At 43.8% G+C, this 20,126-nt stretch carries 18 protein-coding genes; 12 read left to right on the top strand and 6 right to left on the bottom strand.

Annotation, left to right across the window (positions count from 1 at the left end):
- Window position 1 precedes the first annotated feature (1 nt).
- The 3 genes from ACS72_RS03900 to dnaX all read left to right on the top strand — a co-directional run bounded on the left by ACS72_RS03900 (window position 2) and on the right by dnaX (window position 4,001).
- Complete coding sequence (locus ACS72_RS03900) at window positions 2-1,252, top strand: serine hydrolase (protein ID WP_048881281.1); 1,251 nt, start codon at window positions 2-4, stop codon at window positions 1,250-1,252.
- An 83-nt stretch (window positions 1,253-1,335) separates the two neighbouring features.
- Window positions 1,336-1,785 carry a copper resistance protein NlpE N-terminal domain-containing protein gene (locus tag ACS72_RS03895; RefSeq protein WP_048881332.1) on the top strand — a complete coding sequence of 150 codons (450 nt, stop codon included), beginning with the start codon at window positions 1,336-1,338 and terminating at the stop codon, window positions 1,783-1,785.
- Between the two features lie 128 nt (window positions 1,786-1,913).
- Window positions 1,914-4,001, top strand: a complete 2,088-nt coding sequence (gene dnaX, locus ACS72_RS03890) for a DNA polymerase III subunit gamma/tau (RefSeq protein WP_048881280.1) — start codon at window positions 1,914-1,916, stop codon at window positions 3,999-4,001.
- 3 nt (window positions 4,002-4,004) lie between these two features.
- Here the strand turns inward: dnaX and ACS72_RS03885 are convergent, their stop codons facing one another.
- Window positions 4,005-4,454 carry a thioesterase family protein gene (locus tag ACS72_RS03885; protein WP_008304068.1) on the bottom strand — a complete coding sequence of 150 codons (450 nt, stop codon included), beginning with the start codon at window positions 4,452-4,454 and terminating at the stop codon, window positions 4,005-4,007.
- A 52-nt stretch (window positions 4,455-4,506) separates the two neighbouring features.
- A complete protein-coding gene (locus tag ACS72_RS03880; RefSeq protein ID WP_048881279.1) occupies window positions 4,507-5,667 on the bottom strand; it encodes an iron-containing alcohol dehydrogenase in 1,161 nt (386 codons plus the stop codon).
- 116 nt (window positions 5,668-5,783) lie between these two features.
- Here ACS72_RS03880 and ACS72_RS03875 point away from each other — a divergent pair, with 116 nt between their 5' ends.
- From ACS72_RS03875 to ACS72_RS03860, 4 genes are read left to right on the top strand one after another with little or no spacing between them, the layout of a single operon-like run.
- Window positions 5,784-6,296 carry a low molecular weight protein-tyrosine-phosphatase gene (locus ACS72_RS03875; protein ID WP_048881278.1) on the top strand — a complete coding sequence of 171 codons (513 nt, stop codon included), beginning with the start codon at window positions 5,784-5,786 and terminating at the stop codon, window positions 6,294-6,296.
- A 3-nt stretch (window positions 6,297-6,299) separates the two neighbouring features.
- Entirely contained in the window at window positions 6,300-7,334 is a 1,035-nt protein-coding gene (murB, locus tag ACS72_RS03870; RefSeq protein ID WP_048881277.1) for a UDP-N-acetylmuramate dehydrogenase, read from the top strand.
- Between the two features lie 11 nt (window positions 7,335-7,345).
- Complete coding sequence (locus ACS72_RS03865) at window positions 7,346-8,479, top strand: YdcF family protein (RefSeq protein WP_048881276.1); 1,134 nt, start codon at window positions 7,346-7,348, stop codon at window positions 8,477-8,479.
- Window positions 8,479-9,522, top strand: a complete 1,044-nt coding sequence (locus ACS72_RS03860; RefSeq protein WP_005222451.1) for an alpha/beta hydrolase — start codon at window positions 8,479-8,481, stop codon at window positions 9,520-9,522. Before ACS72_RS03865 ends, ACS72_RS03860 begins: the two co-directional genes overlap by 1 nt.
- Before the next feature lie 62 nt (window positions 9,523-9,584).
- Here the strand turns inward: ACS72_RS03860 and ACS72_RS03855 are convergent, their stop codons facing one another.
- Both ACS72_RS03855 and ACS72_RS03850 read right to left on the bottom strand, forming a co-directional pair.
- Window positions 9,585-11,255 (bottom strand): FMN-binding glutamate synthase family protein, encoded by a 1,671-nt coding sequence (locus ACS72_RS03855; protein ID WP_048881275.1) that lies wholly within the window; start codon window positions 11,253-11,255, stop codon window positions 9,585-9,587.
- 458 nt (window positions 11,256-11,713) lie between these two features.
- The gene (locus ACS72_RS03850; RefSeq protein ID WP_048881274.1) at window positions 11,714-12,715 is read right to left on the bottom strand and encodes a YafY family protein; all 1,002 of its coding nucleotides are present in this window, start codon (window positions 12,713-12,715) and stop codon (window positions 11,714-11,716) included.
- A 233-nt stretch (window positions 12,716-12,948) separates the two neighbouring features.
- Here ACS72_RS03850 and ACS72_RS03845 point away from each other — a divergent pair, with 233 nt between their 5' ends.
- From ACS72_RS03845 to ACS72_RS03825, 5 genes are all read left to right on the top strand, one after another.
- A complete protein-coding gene (locus ACS72_RS03845; RefSeq protein WP_048881273.1) occupies window positions 12,949-14,508 on the top strand; it encodes a circularly permuted type 2 ATP-grasp protein in 1,560 nt (519 codons plus the stop codon).
- Window positions 14,509-14,531: 23 nt separating this feature from the next.
- Complete coding sequence (locus ACS72_RS03840) at window positions 14,532-15,134, top strand: alpha-E domain-containing protein (protein WP_048881272.1); 603 nt, start codon at window positions 14,532-14,534, stop codon at window positions 15,132-15,134.
- Window positions 15,131-15,913, top strand: a complete 783-nt coding sequence (locus ACS72_RS03835; RefSeq protein WP_048881271.1) for a transglutaminase family protein — start codon at window positions 15,131-15,133, stop codon at window positions 15,911-15,913. The genes ACS72_RS03840 and ACS72_RS03835 overlap by 4 nt, the downstream gene beginning before the upstream one ends.
- A gap of 12 nt (window positions 15,914-15,925) precedes the next feature.
- Window positions 15,926-16,660, top strand: a complete 735-nt coding sequence (locus tag ACS72_RS03830; protein WP_048881270.1) for a proteasome-type protease — start codon at window positions 15,926-15,928, stop codon at window positions 16,658-16,660.
- A gap of 73 nt (window positions 16,661-16,733) precedes the next feature.
- Window positions 16,734-17,162, top strand: coding sequence for a BLUF domain-containing protein (locus ACS72_RS03825; protein ID WP_004892906.1), 429 nt, complete (start codon window positions 16,734-16,736; stop codon window positions 17,160-17,162).
- 44 nt (window positions 17,163-17,206) lie between these two features.
- Here the strand turns inward: ACS72_RS03825 and alr are convergent, their stop codons facing one another.
- Both alr and dnaB read right to left on the bottom strand, forming a co-directional pair.
- Entirely contained in the window at window positions 17,207-18,277 is a 1,071-nt protein-coding gene (gene alr, locus ACS72_RS03820) for an alanine racemase (protein ID WP_048881269.1), read from the bottom strand.
- 232 nt (window positions 18,278-18,509) lie between these two features.
- Window positions 18,510-19,949 (bottom strand): replicative DNA helicase, encoded by a 1,440-nt coding sequence (gene dnaB, locus ACS72_RS03815; RefSeq protein WP_004815691.1) that lies wholly within the window; start codon window positions 19,947-19,949, stop codon window positions 18,510-18,512.
- Window positions 19,950-20,126: the final 177 nt, after the last annotated feature.

Genomic DNA, 20,126 nt, shown 5'->3' with positions numbered 1-20,126 from the left:
CATGAAACCGATTAAACAATATCTATCTGCCAGTACCGAAAACTATCTAGGTTATGTTGATCCTCGCTTTCAGGATCTGGCCGTGCAGTTTAGTCGTTTTCAGGATGCACGTGCCGAACAGGGGGGTGCTGCACTGGTGGTTTATCATCAGGGTGAAAAAGTCCTGGATATTTATACCGGCAAAAAATCTGAACAGGAACTGTGGCAACCGGATACGCTGTCAGTGTGTTATTCCACTGGCAAAGGTGTCTTAGCGACCTTGGCACATATCCTGGTCAGTCATGGACTGATCAGCTATGACACACCTGTAGCAGAATACTGGCCAGAGTTTGCCCAGCAAGACAAAGACCAGATCACGCTGGCACATATGCTCAGTCATCAAAGTGGTTTGTATGATATTCGCAATATCATCGAGGATGCCCGGGAAATGGTAGATTGGCCGCATATACTGCAACGCGTTGCCGCAGCCAGACCACGTTTTGCTTTAGGAACGGATGCAGCTTATCAGCCGCTCACTTTTGGCTGGCAGGTCGGTGGAGCATTGGAAAAAGCGACTGGCAAAACACTTGCTGAGTTGATGGATCAATATCTGGTGCAACCATTACAGCTAGATGGTGCTTACTTTGGTGTGCCTGAGCATGAATTGCTACGTGTTGCTCGTCCGATTCACCGGAAAAAAGAACAGACTCGGTCACGCGCAGATCAAACTCATCAACCAAGGAAGCCTAATCTGATGGAACGCGCCTTAGAGCTGAGTGGTCAAAATCCGCAGGATTTTCAGGATGCCATGATTCCTAAAGGTATGAAGCATCTCAACTTCTTTAGTGATGAAGGACTTAAAGCCATTATTCCTGCAGCAACCGGGGTATTTACTGCTCAGAGTCTGGCAAAAGTCTATGCCATGCTGGCACAACAAGGCCAATGGCAGGGACAAGACCTTATTTCCCAACAGACTTTTACACGTTTAAGTACGGTGCAATATACTCATCGTGACCGGATTATGCCGTTTCCGATGCATTGGCGTCTGGGCTATCACCGCATCCTGACCTTAGGAAAATCAACGAAAGGTTTTGGTCATGTCGGTTTTAATGGTTCTGGAGCCTGGTGTGATCCGGAACGTAAACTGAGTTTTGCTTATACCCATAATTTTCCTACTGCTTCCATTACTGGAGATTACCGTCTGTGGGGCTTAACTCAGGAAGCCTTACGTTGCGCTGATCAGATCCAGACCGGACGTAAGGGCTGGTTTTAAGATTCCCGACAAATTAATGCAATTTACCTCACGGTATTCACTATGGTATGTTGCCGCATAATCAACATGCTGAATCTAGAATCATGAAGAAAGTTGTTTTGATTCCATTGGTGGCAACGGCGGCACTATGGGGTTGTCAGGATACCAAACAGGATAAAGCCCAAACTGCAATTGAAGCTCAGGCGATGCAAACGGCCTGGGCGGGTGAATATCAGGGCACAACACCGTGTATGGGATGTTTGTCTAGCTGTGAAGATTGTCCGGGAATGGCTGTAAAACTTCGACTGAATGAAGATGAAACCTTTGTGCTGGAACGTGAGAGTCTGAGCGGTCATAACGAGATTGAAACGATGAGCGGTAAAATCCGTTTTCAGGATGACAGTAGACAGAAGATTGAATTGCTCAACGTCGCTAAACGAAATTTACTGTTTGTTGATCTGGAAAAGGGTTTACTCGAAATTCGTGAAGATCAAACAGGCAAACGCTATCAGATGCAAAGTGATTTTATTTTAGCTGAAAGCCTCAAATCTTAATAAAAGCTTCTGTTTTATATCCCTTTTTTTATCTGAATAGAAAAGGGATTTTTATTTATTCAATTCCTGCATTTATTTCACTATTTATCAAAAAAACAGTATGCTTAGACCTGTAAAAAGGAGCATACATGTATCAGGTACTTGCACGAAAATATCGTCCTCGTAATTTCAATGAATTGGTGGGTCAAAACCATGTTTCTCGTGCCTTAACCAGTGCGCTCGAACGTGGCCGTCTGCATCATGCCTATTTGTTTACGGGCACGCGCGGTGTGGGTAAAACGACGATTGCACGTATTCTTGCAAAATGCCTGAACTGTGAAACAGGGGTGACTTCAACGCCGTGTGAGGTCTGCCCAACCTGTACTGCCGTGAATGAAGGCCGTTTTATTGACCTGATCGAGATCGATGCAGCTTCCCGTACAAAAGTTGAAGATACACGTGAACTATTAGATAACGTTCCCTATGCACCGACTCAAGGGCGCTTCAAGGTCTATCTGATCGATGAAGTGCACATGCTCTCTACCCATTCTTTCAATGCCTTGTTAAAGACACTGGAAGAACCTCCTGAACATGTGAAGTTCCTGTTTGCAACCACAGATCCGCAAAAACTCCCGATTACAGTTATTTCGCGATGTTTACAGTTTACTTTACGTCCATTAGCAGTCGATGAAATTACTGATCACCTGGGGCATATTTTACAAAAAGAAAGTATTCAGGCTGACCAGGATGCAATCTGGCAAATTGCTGAATCTGCACAAGGTTCATTGCGTGATGCACTGTCGCTGACCGATCAGGCCATTGCCTATGGCCAGGGTGCGATTCAGCATCAGGACGTGAAAGAGATGCTGGGTCTGATTGACCGTACTATTATCTATGACCTGATTTTGGCGATTCACCAGAACCAGAAAGCACGAGTTAGTGAGCTTTTATTTCAGTTCCGGCAGCAGGCACTAGATGTATCTCTAGTATTAGATCAGCTGATCTCGACCTTACATGAACTGGCACTTTTACAATATTTGCCAGATTTAAGTCTGAAATATAGTGCTGAGATTAACCAGAAAATCATGCAGCTCTCAGGACTGATTTCAGCACAAGATCTGCAGCTGTATTATCAAATTGCCTGTAAGGGTCGTGCTGATCTGCAAATGGCAGTAACGCAGGAGCAGGGTTTTGAAATGATGGTGCTGCGCTTGCTGGCTTTCCGTCCATTACAGCCAAATGAGATTCCAGCCAATACTGTACCAGTACAACAAGTGGCACCTGTAGCTGCACAGCCAAGTATTGTCCCCCAACAGGAAAGTGCTCCAGTTGCATCACCGGTGGTCGAAGATTTTCCATTAGATGATGGTTATGAGGATGAGCCAGAATATAGCCCAGCCACTGCACAGTCTGAATCATCTTCTGATGATTTTCTCGATGTGGAAGATGAACCAGATTTACATGCTGCGCCAGCACAGGCAGCAGAACCTACGACAGTTAAGCAACCAAGTACGGATCAGATTATGTTTGACCCAAGTGTGGATGATGGACTGTTTGGTTTTGATGATGTGCCGGCGGAACCAGCTACAGCAAGCACAGAAGCCAGTAGTGATGATTTCCTGTTAGAAGAATATCTTCCTGAAAATCGTACTGCTGCGCCTGTAGAACAGAATGAGCCTGAATTCAGTTTGTCTGCAGCAACACCTGAAACAAAAAATGTTGAAAATATTGAAGTTTATTCTCAAGCAGAGCCTATAGCTCCGACAGAAGTTGTACATATCCAGACAGCAAATACAGATATTTCAACAGATCGTAATCTGATGCCACAGGATATCCTGCAAATTCCGGTACAGGACATGCAGGGTGAATGGACTGTAGAAAAATGGGAATTCTGGTTCCGCAATAGCCAGCTTTCACCAGCGGTACAGGAGCTGGCACAGTACGGTATTATGACCGGGCAAATTGATGGAGAATCAGTTTTTCATATTCCAGAGCGTTACCAGCAGTTACTCGGTCAGTTGAAACATACCCTAGAAGAAGCTTTAAAACAGCAATGGACAGGTACGCAATTCAAAGTGAAGTTTGAAGATGTCAATGAACTGACACCTTATACCATGCAGCGTGAACGTAAAGTGCGTGCATTTAAACGCGCTGAGGAGTTGCTAAATGCAGAACCTGCTGTGAAAGATCTGGTACAAAACTTCGATGCAGAATTGAAAAACATTCAGCTGAAATAAGTTCTAGATTTCACAGCTACTGTGCATAAAAGGACATAAGGCATCCCGCATTTCATTTGAAATTGGGGTGCTTTTTCGTGTATGACGATCGACAAAAACATGTACAAAACTGCCTTGGGCAGCAGCCTGGTCATTGCCGTGCTTAAAAATAGCCAGGTCATAAGTCAGGGAAGAACCTCCTAGTTTGGCGATATTGACACCGACCTCAATCACTTCAGGATAAGACAGTTCCTGATTGAACTGACAGCAGGAATTCACCACCAAACCAATATTCGGAGACGTTCGTGGGTCAAAACCGGCATGCTGGATCAGCAGGGCATTGGCTGCGGTATCAAAATAGCTGTAATAGGTGACATTATTGACATGGCCGTATAGATCATTGTCCGCCCAGCGGGTCTGGATGCTGAGGAAAAAAGTATATTGCTCACGGGTTTTGACAGGTGCTTTGCTCATGAATCATTTCTTATAAAAATTGAGATTAATTTAAGCTTTTAATTGGTAAACATTAGGCATAAATCGCCTGATAGATCTGTAAAGCATCCTCTACAGTCATATCACGCGGGTTGTTTTGCAACAGTCGAGTCTGTTTCATGGCATCTTTAGCCAATATCATCAATATATGCTCAGGAATATCCAGCTGAGCAAGTTTTAAAGGTAAACCACTACGTTGCAGATGATTATTAAAATGATCAATGAACAGATCAGTTAAGCCATCATGACAGCCTTTACTGTGGGGATCGAGCCAGGTCATTAGTTCGGCATATTTCTGTTTGGCAGCAGGGGCATTAAACTTCAGTACTTCTGTCAGCACAATCGCATTGCTATGCCCATGGGACAGATGAAAATGCCCGCCAAGTGGATAAGCCAGTGCATGTACCGCACCGACAGGTGCGTTGGCAAAAGCCTGACCAGCCAGCATGGAACCGACCAGCATATTCTGGCGTGCTTCCAGGTCATCTCCATCATCTAGAACACGAGTCAGATTGTTGTTCAGGAGCTTTAATGCCTGTTTGGCCAGCATATCCGAATAGGGATTTTTCTTGATTTTCGATGTATACGCTTCTATGGCATGCACCATCGCATCAATGCCGGTCGCTGCCGTAATATGTTTAGGTAAACCACGGGTAAAGCTGGCATCTAGAATTGCAATATCAGCAAACAGCAAAGGCGAAACAATTCCGGTTTTGGTGGTTTCACCCGTGGTCACAATTGAAATGGGGGTGACTTCCGAACCGGTTCCTGCCGTAGTCGGAATCAGGATCAGCGGTAGACGTGGGCCTTCAACTTGATCAATACCATAGAGTTCATTCAGGCATTGGGTTTGCTGTGGATGACTCAAGACCGCAATAATCTTGGCCACATCCAATGAACTGCCACCACCAAAACCAATCACCACATCGATCTGTTCCTGACGGGCGAAAGAAATGGCATCCGCTATGATATGTTCTGGCGGATCTGCCTGCACATCGGCATAGATAGCATAATCCAGACCTGCTTCATTGATAATGTATAAAACTTCCTCATGTAGATTCTGCGTAATCATGCCTTGATCGGTCACCAGCAGCACACGAACATATTTGCCTTTCTGTAGAATTTGGTGCAGCTCACGAATCGTGCCAAGTCCGGCAATGATGTTGGGAACAGTCTGAAATTGAAATCTTTGCATGGCTGCTTCCTTAATTTTTATCCAAATTCATATTATTGTGGCGTTGTGATATAGGATTCACTATACAAATAACTTAACATAAGAATCCTGAAAATAAAGTAGTGCTGAGGTTGTTTATGTCATCCAGAACGCCATTTAAGGTGTTATGTGTTTGTCTGGGAAATATTTGTCGTTCTCCCACGGCAGAGGTGGTCCTCAGACATTATTGCGATGTACATAATCTCAATATCATGATTGATTCGGCGGGAACCAGTAATTATCACCCGGGTAAAGCGCCTGATTTGCGTAGTCAGGAACATGCCCTAGAGCGTGGTTATGATCTGTCTGCATTGCGTGCCCGTCAGCTGACTCTACAGGATTTCCTTGATTTTGATCTGATGCTCGCAATGGATGAAGACAATCTCAGGGATATTCTTGCACTTCAGAAACGTGCTCAACAAGAACTTGGCCAATTACGTGCTGAAGTCGCCCTGATGAGTGAATATGATTCTGACTATCCAAAACAGGCAGTACCCGATCCTTATTATGGCGGTGCTGAGGGTTTTGAACGTGTACTCAATCAGTGTGAATCCAGCAGTCTTGCATGGATCGATGTCTTTAAAATGCAACAAAAAGAGCTTAAGGTTTAAGTCATGCAAATCCAAACACAGGTTCAACTTAAACCTTTTAATACCCTCAGTCTGGATGCAGTTGCATCACATTACTGTAAAATTCAATCAATTGATGATCTGACCCAAGCTCTGGATTTTGCCAAACAGCAACAGCTGAATATTCTGATTCTGTCTGGTGGCAGCAATATGCTTTTGCCGGAACAGATTCATGCACTGGTATTGCATATGGACATTCAGGGCATTGAACTGCTGGATGCGGATGATCAGGTGCAACGCCTTCGTGTTGGAGCAGGCCAGAGTTGGCATGATTTTGTAGTATGGACCACACAACAAGGTTTTTATGGCCTGCAAAATCTGGCTTTAATTCCGGGTCTTGTGGGTGCTTCGCCAGTACAGAATATTGGTGCCTATGGAGTAGAGGTCGGGGAATTTATTGAAAGCGTTGAAGCCTATGATCGTGAAAATCACAGCTTTAGCTCAATCAAAGCAGCAGATTGTGACTTCGCCTACCGTCATAGTATCTTTAAAGATCAGCCAGGTCGTTACATCATTACCCATGTCATCTTCAGTCTGTTGAAGCAACCTGAGCTTAAACTCAATTATGGTGACCTGAAAACAGCAGTGGGTGAGGAACAGACGCCAGAAAATCTGGAGCGCCAGGTGATCCAGATTCGTCAGAGCAAATTGCCTGATCCTAAAGAATATCCAAATGTCGGTAGTTTCTTTAAAAATCCAGTAGTTGATTTACAATTCTTTGACCAAATTGCTCAACAATTCCCGAATTTACCTCATTATCCGCAGCCAAATAATCAAGTTAAAATGGCAGCCGGCTGGTTAATCGACCAAAGCGGATGGAAAGGTAAACAGCTGGGTTCAGTCGGTATGTTCCATAAGCAAGCGCTGGTGCTGGTGAATTATGCCAATGCCTCGCTCAAAGACGTGCGTGCAACCTACCAGGCCGTACAGGCGGACGTTCAGGAAAAATTTGGGGTTCTGCTTGAACCGGAGCCAGTTTTATTTGCTGAAAATGGCATGATCCGCTCACATCAGGATTAAAGGATAAATAGATGGATAAAGCACACTGGATGGTTCGAATAGTTCAAGTAGTCTCAGTACTATTTGTGCTGTGCACACTGTTCGTAGTCTTTCTTTATTCGCCGTTTTATTCACATCTGGTGGTCAAAGGACTGAACTATTTTGTTCCGGTCGAGGTCAATCAGATCGCGGCTGAAAGCCAGAAACAGGCTTCCTTAAGTGTTAATGAAACACTGGAGCCAGGTTCTGAGTTATGGATTGCACGCCAGGCCTATCTCAAGGTGATGGAAGAAGATATTTCCAAAAATCAGTCACAGAACCTGGCACTGATTCAGGCACGCTATAAAGCTTTACAGCAGTTACTTGAAGATGAACGTGAAGCTGAGGCAGAAAAATCTGAACAGCAGAAAATTCAGGTACCATTGCTGGTGACTGAAACAGAAGCAGCTGATGCAGTAGAACCAGATGATCTAACTGAACTGTTAAGCTTGAGCAGTAATGAAAATGCTGCCCAGATGGGACAGTTTATAGAATTCCTGAAAAGCTATGATGTTGAACAGCATCAGCAAAATATTGCGCAAATGACCAATGTGGAATTTGCCGAAGACCTCGCAACTTTAAATCATGACCAAACTCAGCCAGTGCAGGATGAGATGTCCAAACCTTATGCTATTGTGGTCTTGGGCGGCGGTTTGACCCTGCATGAAAATGGCAAAGATATTATTGTCAATGACTATACTCGTCTGCGCCTGGAAAAAACCCTGGAAGTCGAAAAACAGTATGATCTGCCGATTGTTTTGAGTGGTGTAGAAGCACCGTATATGCAACGCTGGTTGCAGGCCTATGATGTAGATGCCAAACTTCTTGAAGACCGTAGTATGAATACCTGTGAGAATTCCCGTTTCAGTTCATTGCTGTTACAGAAGAAGGGTGGAGCCCCTACGGTGATCCTGATCACGGACCGCTATCATATGCCACGTACACGCCGTCTGTTCGCACTTAACGGTATTCAGACCATTCCGGTGGAAGCGCCAATGCCAAATTCACTTACTGCATGGCGTCCAAGTGTTAAAAACTATGATCATAGCCGACGGGCTAACTATGAACTCTTAGCAACACTTCGGGATGTGTGGTTTGGATCAAGTGACTGTCGGGAGGTACCTTAATGTCAGATATCCCATTTTTAAACCCGACAATTCTCAAACAGCTGGAATTACCAGTCCCCAACCGGGATATTACACCACAGCTGTTGCAACCATTAAATCTGAATCGGGACATGCAGTCTACGCTGGAATTACAGGCTTACCGGAAACTGTATGGTTTTGACCTGCTCAATGCGAAACACTGGCAAGGTTATGTGCAAATGCCATTGTTTAAATTGCATGTGCAAGTCTTTGAGCCGGATCTGACCGAAAGCCGTTTTGATAAAATTCAGGGAACGGTGTTTCTGTTGCATGGCTATCTGGAACATAGCGGGATCTATCAGCCAATTGTCAAAGAGCTACTGGAAGAAGGGTTTAGTGTACTCACCTTTGATTTGCCGGGGCACGGTTTGAGTAATGGTTCATCAGCCAATATTCAGAACTTTGACCATTACCAGCAAGTATTGCATGCAGTACACCGTTATGTACGTCATGCAACGCAGTTGCCAAAACCCTGGTTAGGTATCGGACAAAGTACTGGTGGTGCAATCTGGATGCACCACTTGCTGGAGTTTGCAGAACGCCGTGAAAATCCCTTTGTAGATCGCGTACTGCTACTTTCACCACTGATTCGTCCAGCTAAAACAGCATGGTGGCATAACTCTGTAGGTCTCGGGATTATTCGCCGGATTAAGCGTGAAGTGCCACGCCATTTCAGACGTAATAATCATAACCCGGAATTCCTGCGCTTTGTGCGTTTAAAAGATCCATTACAACCCCGTATGATGGGCATGGACTGGATTCTGGCGATGTCACGCTGGATGCAGCAGATGGAAGACCGGCCAGCTTGCCGTATTCCGGTATGGCTGGCGCAGGGTGCGCAGGATCAGACGGTGGATTGGCGTTATAACATCGAATTTATTCGGCGTAAATTCCGCCTGCAGACGTTGTTGATGTTAGAGGAAGGTTCGCATCAGCTGATTAATGAGCGCGCTGATATTCGTGCGGCACTGACCGGTCTGATTCCAGCCTTTCTGCATGCGCAGGGTGGTCGAACTTATTATTAAGTTCAGATGATGAATAGTAGATAAGGCGATGCTAAAGAATTGCCTTTTTCATTTAGATATATTTAAAATTTTTCTGCAGTTGCGATATTCCACATCCGGTAATAAAAGTTTTCTTCATCACGATTTTCACAGTGAAGCAGCTCATTTTCTTTCATCCAGAAGTGTAATTGTGCATAGTTTTTAATTTCATGGCTGTTGATGCGTTGAGCCAGTTGATGAGGTTTAATACCAGATGGATGACAAACACCAGCGGAAGCAATCATTTCGGAGAGGGCTTTAAGGGTGCTTTTATGATAATTATAGACCCGTTCCGCCTTGCTTGGCACATGTAGCGCCTTTTGGCGGCTTTTATCCTGAGTAGTGACACCAACCGGACACTGGTTGGTATGACAACTTTGCGCTTGAATACAGCCAATAGCAAACATAAAACCACGTGCTGAATTGACCCAGTCTGCACCAATGGCGATCGTACTGGCGATATCGAATGCACTAATGATCTTGCCGCTTGCACCAATTTTGATCTGTTTGCGTAATCCTGCACCCACTAATGTGTTATGAACGAATAATAAGCCTTCACGCAGGGGAACGCCAATATTATCAATCATCTCAATCGGTGCTGCACCTGTACCGCCTTCTGAACCATCGACGACAATAAAGTCCGGCAGGATTTTGGTATGCAGCATCGCTTTGACGATACTCATAAATTGCCAAGGCTGCCCCAGACATAGCTTAAAACCGACCGGTTTGCCACCAGACAGCTCACGTAATTGCTGAATGAATTCCATCATTTCAATTGGGGTGCCAAACGCAGGATGACTGGCTGGCGAAACACAGTCATGTTCGCGGCTAACTCCGCGAATCTCGGCAATTTCCTCAGAAATCTTGGCTTTTGGAAGAATCCCACCATGTCCTGGTTTCGCACCTTGAGACAACTTGATTTCAATCATTTTCACTTGTGGAATTTGGGCTTTCTCCGCAAATTTGACCGGATCAAATTGGCCGTCCAGTGTACGACAACCAAAGTAAGCACTACCAATTTCCCAAACCAGGTCTCCGCCATTTTCCAGATGATAGGGGCTAATACTGCCTTCACCTGTATCATGGTAGAAATTGCCCATTTTGGCACCCAGATTAAGCGCGCGGATGGCATTGGCACTCATACTGCCAAAACTCATGGCGGAGATATTCATGATTGAAGCACTATAAGGCTGCTTACATTGTTCATTGCCAATCGTAATCCTGAAAGTCGCTGGATCTGCGGGTGGGCAAGGGATAATCGAATGCGTGACAAACTTATAGTCATGGTTATAAACATCGATAATCGAACCAAAAGGTTTGTCAGAATTTTCATTTTTGGCACGTTGATAAACCAGACTGCGCTGCATACGGGAAAAAGGCAGGGCATCCTGATCGGCTTCAATAAAGTACTGGCGAATTTCAGGGCGAAACTCTTCAAACAGGAAGCGGAAATGACCCATAATCGGATAGTTCCTGAGAATAGAATGCCGGTGTTGTAGTACATCATATAGCCCCACCACACTCAGAACAGCGCTAATAATCCACAGCGTATTGACCAGCGTTTGAGGCATGAAATAGTAAATATAGCGGGGTGAATAGCCGATATGAAAGCCGGTGAATACCAACGCAATAAAGATACAAAGGAACCAGATGGAATACCGTGAAAAAAAGGTATTTAGCAGTTTATGCCGGACAAGTTGAGCTGGATTTGCCATAAAATCTTGATTCCCTGTTGTTCTTATCAGACCTTCAGATTTTCAAGGCTTGGCGGTTTTATACAAGAACAAAATTGTTATTGGATTTTATAGGTTTAACTTGGAAAGATGGTTTAGATTAAAAATTAACCAAAATAATATGTTTAGCAGGAAAAATCCTATGAAAAAAATCTGCAAAAGGCATCGCTTCTTTTTATTTCACATGCAAGAAAAGTTGGTTTAAAGTGATTTTATCCAATAACGGAGGAGAAGGTATGACGAAGAAATCAATCCGGTTCAATACTGCAGAGCTGGCATGCTCATGTATGTAATGAGCTTAACTATGAAACTTCCTTACTGCATATATCTGGGGGAACAAGACAGGTATATGCAGGATCAGCAGTCGATCAACCAGAACAATGACAAAAACAATATAAAAAATTATGAGTCCCGGGAATGGGACTTTTTTATGTCAGTTTTTATGCTTCGTCTTGTTGATATACGGCTCGGGAAACGTGCTCAGGTTCAATTTTTTGAATTTTGTTACCAAAGCTGCGTAGCCACCATACCAGCTGTGAGGTAAAAGGCACTGTTGCCCTAATGAGAGCCATACCATGATCAAGCTTTTCAATCTGTTGATCGCGGCTGAGCTGGCTTTCTTCAAAATAGTGTGCATCTGCTTCAGGCATGTGCAGCTTCAGCATAACATTTTCAGTAGGCTGGTCAAAGTTGACCCGGAAGCCCAAAGCACCGGATTCAATATATTCATCAATATCAAAGTTCACCGGATGCAGGGCACGCGTATTTAAAACATTCGCAGACTTGAAGCGATGCAGGGCAAAGGTCTGAATATCGGATTTGTCATGCCGTGTACATACCAGATAAATGATCGAACCTTTCTGTACCAATGCCAGTGGGTTGAGAATATAGGTTTTTACTTCACTGTTTTGTCCGCGACCCTGATAGATACATTCCAGCTGCTTGTCCTGTAACAGACCTTCATAAACCGCCTGTTGTGCCTGACGGTCGACAACAGGCGGAATCAGCGGCTGAGTCGCAGGAACGATACGGACCCGGTTAATCCATTGTCGTACATTGTTCTGGGTTGACAAACTGCGACGTGCCAGATCAAACCAAGGATTCATTTCCTCAATCAGACTGGGTGGTAACAGATGTTTGAGATGCTCCTCAACCATCATAAACGTCACTGCTTGTGAACTGGTCATGTGCGGCAGACTTTGAATCGGTGCATCGGAACGCCAACGCCAGCCCTGTGGAATAGTCTTGCTGCTTTCAATGGGAAAACGCTGCGCAATCTGATTTAGGTCACGCTGAATAGTGCGCAAACTGATTTCCACACCTTCACGTTCCAGGATTTCCTGCAATTCGCGAGTACCCATCCATTTCCCGGTCGTCAGGCGCGATAAAATCTGCCATTGGCGATAAAGGCTATTCGAAGTTTCTTTTTCTTGTGCGGTCATAAGCTGAAATCAGGATCTGCAAATTGAGAAAAAATCATTAACACAATAAAAAATCTCTATTTTTTTCGCAAGTATTTTAAGTAATCGAGAATAGCAGAATAGATACACATTGGTGCAAAAATGCCATTGAGTCACTTGGAAATAAAGGGATTAATGGTAAGTACAAAAATACCGCATGGCATGGATATTGCTTTGTTAAATATACAATTTGATTACAATACGACGAGGTTTGTATGCTAAAAGAAACCCAGGATACAAATATCACAACGACTATAGAAAATTTTACAACAACGGCGATTAACACTAATTTTACAGATACGAAGGACACGGTAGCAACTCACACAGGCAAACCTCTACAAGTGTTGCAGCAAATGGCATCTAAATTCTTTAATGAAATGCGTGATGACCAGAATATGAATGGTCTGGCTGGGCAAAAAATCGAAGAGTGGCTGTCAAATCATACTTTAGATGAGCTTAACACCCTGAATAAATTGGCAAAAGAACATTTTCTTTATGAAGGAATTACCTTCACGGTTTATGGAGATGAAGAAGGCACTGAACGTACTATCCCTTTTGACATTATCCCACGCGTGATTGCACGCAAGCAATGGAATATGGTGGCACTCGGTTGTGAACAGCGTGTTAAAGCCCTGAACCTGTTTTTGCATGATATCTATCATCAGCAGGACATCCTGAAAGCAGGGATTGTGCCTGAACTGCAAGTACTGACCCATGAGGCTTATCAGCCACACATGTATCAGCATAGTCTGAAAGGCAGCATTTATAGTCAGATCAGTGGCATTGATATTATCCGTGACTCAAAGGGTGAATTCTATGTGCTTGAAGATAACCTTAGGACCCCTTCAGGTGTGTCTTATATGCTGGAAAGCCGTAAGATCAGTGAAAAGTTGATGCCAAGCCTGTTTGAACAGACACCTATTGCTGGTGTAGAGCAATACCCACATTTACTCAAAGAAATTCTGGCAGAAAACTCAGCTGTCGATAATCCGTTTATCGTGGTCCTGACTCCGGGCCGTTTCAATAGTGCTTACTATGAACATGCTTTCCTGGCAAGGGAAATGGATGTGCCATTAGTGACATCACGTGACCTTTATGTAGAGAACGCGAAAGTTTATGTAAAAACTATACGTGGTCGTCAGCAGGTAGATGTTATTTATAGACGTGTCGATGATGCCTATCTCGATCCGCTTTGTTTTAAACCTGATAGTACCCTTGGCGTACCAGGCTTGATGTCTGCCTATTTGCAGCACAATGTTGTTATTGCGAATGCACCGGGAACCGGTGTAGCAGATGACAAGTCAATCTATCCTTATGTGGATAAGATGATCAATTTCTACCTTGGCGAACAACCTATTCTGAAGAATGTTCCAACTTACCAATGCCGTGAAGCTGAAGATCTCAGTTATGTATTGGCACATCTTGATGAGCTGGTTGTGAAAGAAGCCCAAGGTTCAGGTGGCTATGGCATGCTGATCGGTCCACAGGCGTCTAGACAGCAGATTGAAACCTTTAGAGAGAAAATCATGGCTGCGCCACATTTATATATTGCCCAACCAACGCTGGATCTGTCCGTCAGCCCAACCTTAACCAATTATGGCATTGCAGAACGTCATATTGATTTGCGTCCATTTGTACTCAGCTCACCTTATCGTACTGAAATCGTGCCGGGTGGACTGACACGTGTAGCAATGCAAGCAGGTTCGCTGGTCGTAAATTCCTCCCAAGGCGGCGGCATTAAGGACACCTGGATTGTCGATAACCTCCATTCATAAAAATAGCAAAGAAGGAATTTGTCATGCTTTTACTTAATTCCAATGCGCAACATATTTTTTGGTTGGGTCGCTACTTATCAAGAACGCAGTTTTTATGTGCCCATTTTCCATTTTTAGAAGATGATGCGGCAGTTGCGTATGCGCATGCATTCTGCCTGCCAGCCTTTGATGCCAGTTCGCTAAATGAACTGGTGCTGGATCCGGCTCAACCTTATTCATTCTACCAACAGTTTAAAGTGGCTCGTGACAATATTCAGGAACTACGTGGTGTACTGTCTGCCAAAGCTTATGCAGAACTGAACCGCCTGATTCGTACTGCTGATCAGAATGCCGGTTATATCTGTGATGTCGTGACAGATTGTCAGGATATCCTGGAAGGTGAAGCTCCGGATGTGTTTCTGTTTTTTAGTCTGGGCCAATGTCTGGAAAAGCTTGATCAGGAGCTACGTCTAGGTGAAGACACCACCACTACAATTGCAAAAATTGATTATGTGATTGAATCCTTGGTGGAGATGGGCTGGTCAGATCTGAATGAATACTGGAACCAGCTACGTGACCATACAGACCTGATCAATTTTTACCAATTCAGTGATTATATTCATCATATGTTTGAGATTAATGTATGAAGTTGATGGTGAATCACCAAACGCATTATAGCTATACCGAGACTGTCACCAGTAGTATTCAGTACATTAAGATGATGCCTTCCAGTAATGTACATCAGCAGGTACATTCCTGGGATGTCAGCGTGCCGGGCAGTCGGGAGCTAAGCCGGGATGCCTTTCATAATTTGTGGATTACCAGTACTCAGCGCACACCCTATCAGTACTTAACCATTATGGCGCAAGGTATAGTCGATTTAAATCCTTTGAATAATGATCAGGGAATGAATGACCAGATCAATCCAAACCTGTTCTTGCAGCCAACTTCAACTACTCAGTGTAATGAGGAGATGAAGGACTTTGTAAAACAGTATGTGCCAGCTTCAACGCGTCTAAATCTGGTCGCATTGGCTCAGGCGGTATTGGAGCATGTACCGTATATAACAAATAGTAGCTCGGTACATGGATCCGCCATTGATGCTTTCGAGGCGAAACAGGGTGTCTGCCAAGATCATGCACATATTTTCATTGCCATGTGCAAATATCTGGGTTTACCGGCACGTTATGTTTCGGGTTATCTGTATGCTCAAAATACTTCTCATCTGGCCAGTCATGCCTGGGCAGAGGTATTTATTGACCAAGCTTGGTATTGCTTTGATGTAAGTAATCAGTTATTTGTACCTAGTGCACATATTTATGTTGCCATTGGGCGTGACTATTGGGACGTCGCGCCAGTACGTGGAGTAAGAGAAAAGGGCGGAGTGGAATCCATGCATTCCATCGTCCAGGTTCTAAGTTGTTAGTAAGGACAAAAAATGACTTATTGTTGTGCGCTTCGTTTGGAGCAGGGGATGGTGTTCATTAGTGACACTCGCACAAATGCAGGTGTGGATCATATATCGGTGTTTCGCAAATTATATACCTTTGGTATTCCGGGTGAGCGCGTCATTGTTATTCAGGCATCGGGAAATCTGGCTACGACACAAGCGGTGATCGGGCATATTAAAAATCAGCTGGAACTGAATCAGGAACCTAATATTCTCAGTTTGCATACCATGTTTGAGGTTGCGGAACTGGTCGGCCGTACCTTGAAGCATGTGATTGAAAGTGTAACTACAGATACCATGGAGCAAAGCAACTATTATTGCAGCTTGTTAGTGGGTGGTCAGATTGCCGGACAAGATATGCAGCTCTATCATATTTATCCGCAAGGCAACTTTATCTGTGCAACCAGTGATACGCCGTATTTCCAGATCGGGGAAAGTAAATATGGCAAGCCGATTCTGGATCGGGCACTCAGCTATGATATGCCGCTAGATGAAGCACTGCGATGTTCACTGATTTCCTTCGCTTCGACTTTACGTTCCAATGTTTCCGTAGGTATGCCGTTGGATGTGCTGGTTTATCATAAGGACACATTTGAAATTCCGACAGGTAAACGCATTCAGGAAGATGATGAATATTTCACCAAAATCAGTAAGCAGTGGTCGGACACTTTGAAGAAAGGTTTACAGGAATTACCTAAGCCAACTTTAGATTATTTTCAATAAAACTATCTATCTGTTTGATATCAGGTTACAGTGGCATGCTAAATTTAAGTAAATTTAAATTACAGAGGTTAGCATGCATCATTTTTGTTATGCCAGTCAGAGTACCTCTGATAAGTCGAATTTGCTCGATGACTTAACGGATATTCTGGCCGAGGCACGAGATTTTAATTATCGTCACGATATTACTGGGGCATTATATTTTGCAGATGGCTATTTTTTTCAATGTCTTGAAGGCAAATTGGAACATCTGAATGTATTATTTGAAAAGCTGAGCAAAGATCCACGGCATGAGAATATCAAACGTTTTGAAATGCGTCCGCTTGAGCAGATTAATTTTGCCGGCTGGTCGATGAAGTATATTTCACGACGCGATGAAATCCGGGACTTTTGTACGAATATGGGTTTTAATGACTTTACACCACATAGTTTTGAACAAGCTCATGTAGATGCGCTATTAACCCAGCTACAAACTCAAGACCAAGAAGAAACTACAGAAAATTAAATTAAAAAGCCCAATTAATATTGGGCTTTTTAATGCACGGTATTTTAAACCAGTTTTCGGACTGGACGTGCAGACATACGACACAGCAATTCATAGCCGATAGTGCCATTTGCTTCAGCGACATCATCGACCAGGCGAGTTTTACCCCACAGCTCTACTTCAGTGCCAAGCTGCAGATTGAGATCAGTTGCATCTATCGCAATCATATCCATTGCGACACGACCAATAACGCGAGTCTGTTGTCCATTAATTGCAACATAATTCTGTTTCGGGAAGGCACGTGGATAACCATCACCATAGCCAATTGAAACAATGGCCAATGTCATGTCCTGATCTGCGGTGAAAGTCGAACCATAACCGACGTGTTCACCCGCTTTAATATGATTTAGCGCAATGACTTCAGCTGTGAAAGTCATCACTGGTTTTAAATCCAGATCATGAATCGTTTTATCTGCAAATGGGGTCGCGCCGTAGAGCATGATACCTGGACGGACAAAGTCAAAATGCAGTTCAGGATATTTATAAATCGCAGCCGAGTTACAGCATGACCCCATGAGTGGGGCACAGTCATTTTTTACTTCAAGGAACTGCTGGATTTGCTGTTCATTCAATGGGTGATCAGCATCTGCATTGGCAAAATGCATCGCAAGTACACAAGTAAAACCTTCAGCTTTGAGTTGATTGATCACCTGTTTAATCACATCAATTTTAAAGCCCAGACGGTTCATGCCGCTGTTCAGTTTCACCCAGACTTTAAGGCCTTTAGTGATATAAGCATCTTTATGAGCCATTAGCCAGTCAAGCTGCACCTGATGATGCACCACAACTTCGATATTCTGATTGATCACGATTTGCATTTCATCAGCAGAGAAAATACCTTCAATCAGCGTAATCGGTTGCTGATAGCCGAGTTCACGAATTTCCAGTGCTTCCTGAAGGCATGCAACACCGAAGGCATCGCTATCTTTTAAGGCTGCTAAGCAGTCTTTAACTCCATGTCCGTAAGCATTGGCTTTAACCATGCTGACGATTTTAGCGGTTGGGGCAAGTTGTTTGACACGGTTTAAATTATATTGCAGTGCTGTACTGTCAATATAAACTATTGCTTGGCGCACCCTAGATACTCCTTCGGGATGACAAAATGATGTTGTGTGAAATACACAAAAGAGGGAGAGAAATAACTGTATTGATAAAACAAAATCAGTCATTTCAAAATTGTAAATATTGTAGTCCTATCTGCCACAAATGGACATGCTCATTTATATAATTTCCTCCAAGGTATGCTTAAGCAATAAAAAAAGAGACCATTTGAGTCTCTTTTTTTTTAATCAGGTTTAAGCAGAATATTTATTCTTCATCATCATACTGCGCATAGAACTCAGGAGAGAGGTTACTAAAGCGCGTGTACTGACCTTCGAAGGCTAGACGCACAGTACCAATTGGACCATTACGCTGTTTACCGATAATAATTTCGGCAGTCCCGGCTTCTTTAGATTCCTTGTTATAGACTTCATCACGGTAAATAAACATGATCAAATCGGCATCCTGCTCGATCGCACCAGATTCACGCAAGTCAGACATGACTGGACGTTTGTTTGGACGGTTTTCCAGAGAGCGGTTCAACTGCGATAAGGCAATGACAGGACACTGCATTTCTTTAGCGAGCGCTTTTAAGCTACGGGAAATTTCCGAAATCTCGCCGACACGGTTATCACCCATGCCAGGCACTTTCATGAGCTGCAAGTAATCGACCATGATACAGCCGAGCTTACCGCCATGCATTTTGGCAATGCGACGCGCACGTGCACGAACTTCCGTTGGTGGCAGAGCAGAGGAGTCATCGATATACAGGTTCTTTTCCTGCAAATGCACAATGGTGCTGGTGACTTTAGACCATTCATCACTGTCCATTTTACCAGCACGTAAATGACCCTGATGCACACGACCAAAGGATGAAATCAAACGCATCGCGATCGAGTCGGCTGGCATCTCCATCGAGTAAACCAGGGCAGGCAGATTGTTGTTAAACAGCACACTTTCTACCAGATTCATGGCAAACGTGGTTTTACCCATCGATGGACGGGCTGCAACAATAATCAGGTCACCGGATTGCATGCCGGAGGTTTTATTGTCGAGTTCGACGAAGCCGGTGGTGAGACCAGTAATCGAACCTTCCATTTGTGAAAGTTCATTCAACTTATCAAAGACATCTGCAACGACGGTATTGATTGCCTTCGGCCCTTGTGCCTTGGCATTATTATTATGTTGCTCGGCAATCGAAAAAATATTGGTTTCTGCCAGATCCAGAATTTCACTGACGCTACGACCTTTGGTGTCATAGGCATTTTGCAGGATTTCAGAACTGACTTTAATCATGCTACGTAAGGTCGAGAATTCCTTGATCTTGTTGGCGTAAGTTTCCAGGTTGTAGAAACTTGATGGCGAGTCAGCCATGAGCTGCATCAGGTATTCTTCACCACCAATGGCATCCAGCAGATTCTGTTTAATTAGCCAGTCATGCACCAGTACGGCATCGTAAGGAGAGTTGTCCTTGGACAGCTGATCAATCGCACGGAAGATATATTTATGACGGGTTGCATAAAAATCGTTCTCAGTAAGCACATCACCGACTTGTTCAAAAGATTCGGCAACCGTCATTAAGGCAGCAAGTACAGCTTGTTCAATCGCTAAATTGTGTGGAGGCGTGCGAAACTCCTTGAGCTGAGTATCAGCAACAATTTCTGGTTTAGCGCTGTTGTGCTTAGTGCTGGCATTCGCCTGTGACATATAAAGCCCTGAATTTTAATACAATGGTTTAAATATTCTCGGAGATGGATAGCAACTATCAACTACGAAGTGAAATAATACGCGTTCCGTTAAAAAATGCGAAGTGTATTTTTAAAATTACGCGAATAATAAAATGAAAGTGAGATATGCCATATCTTCGAATTATTTTAGATAAAA

It is taken from the genome of Acinetobacter sp. VT 511 (assembly GCF_001077515.1).
Taxonomy (GTDB): Bacteria; Pseudomonadota; Gammaproteobacteria; order Pseudomonadales; family Moraxellaceae; genus Acinetobacter; species Acinetobacter schindleri.
This window is presented reverse-complemented; position numbering and strand designations above follow the sequence as displayed.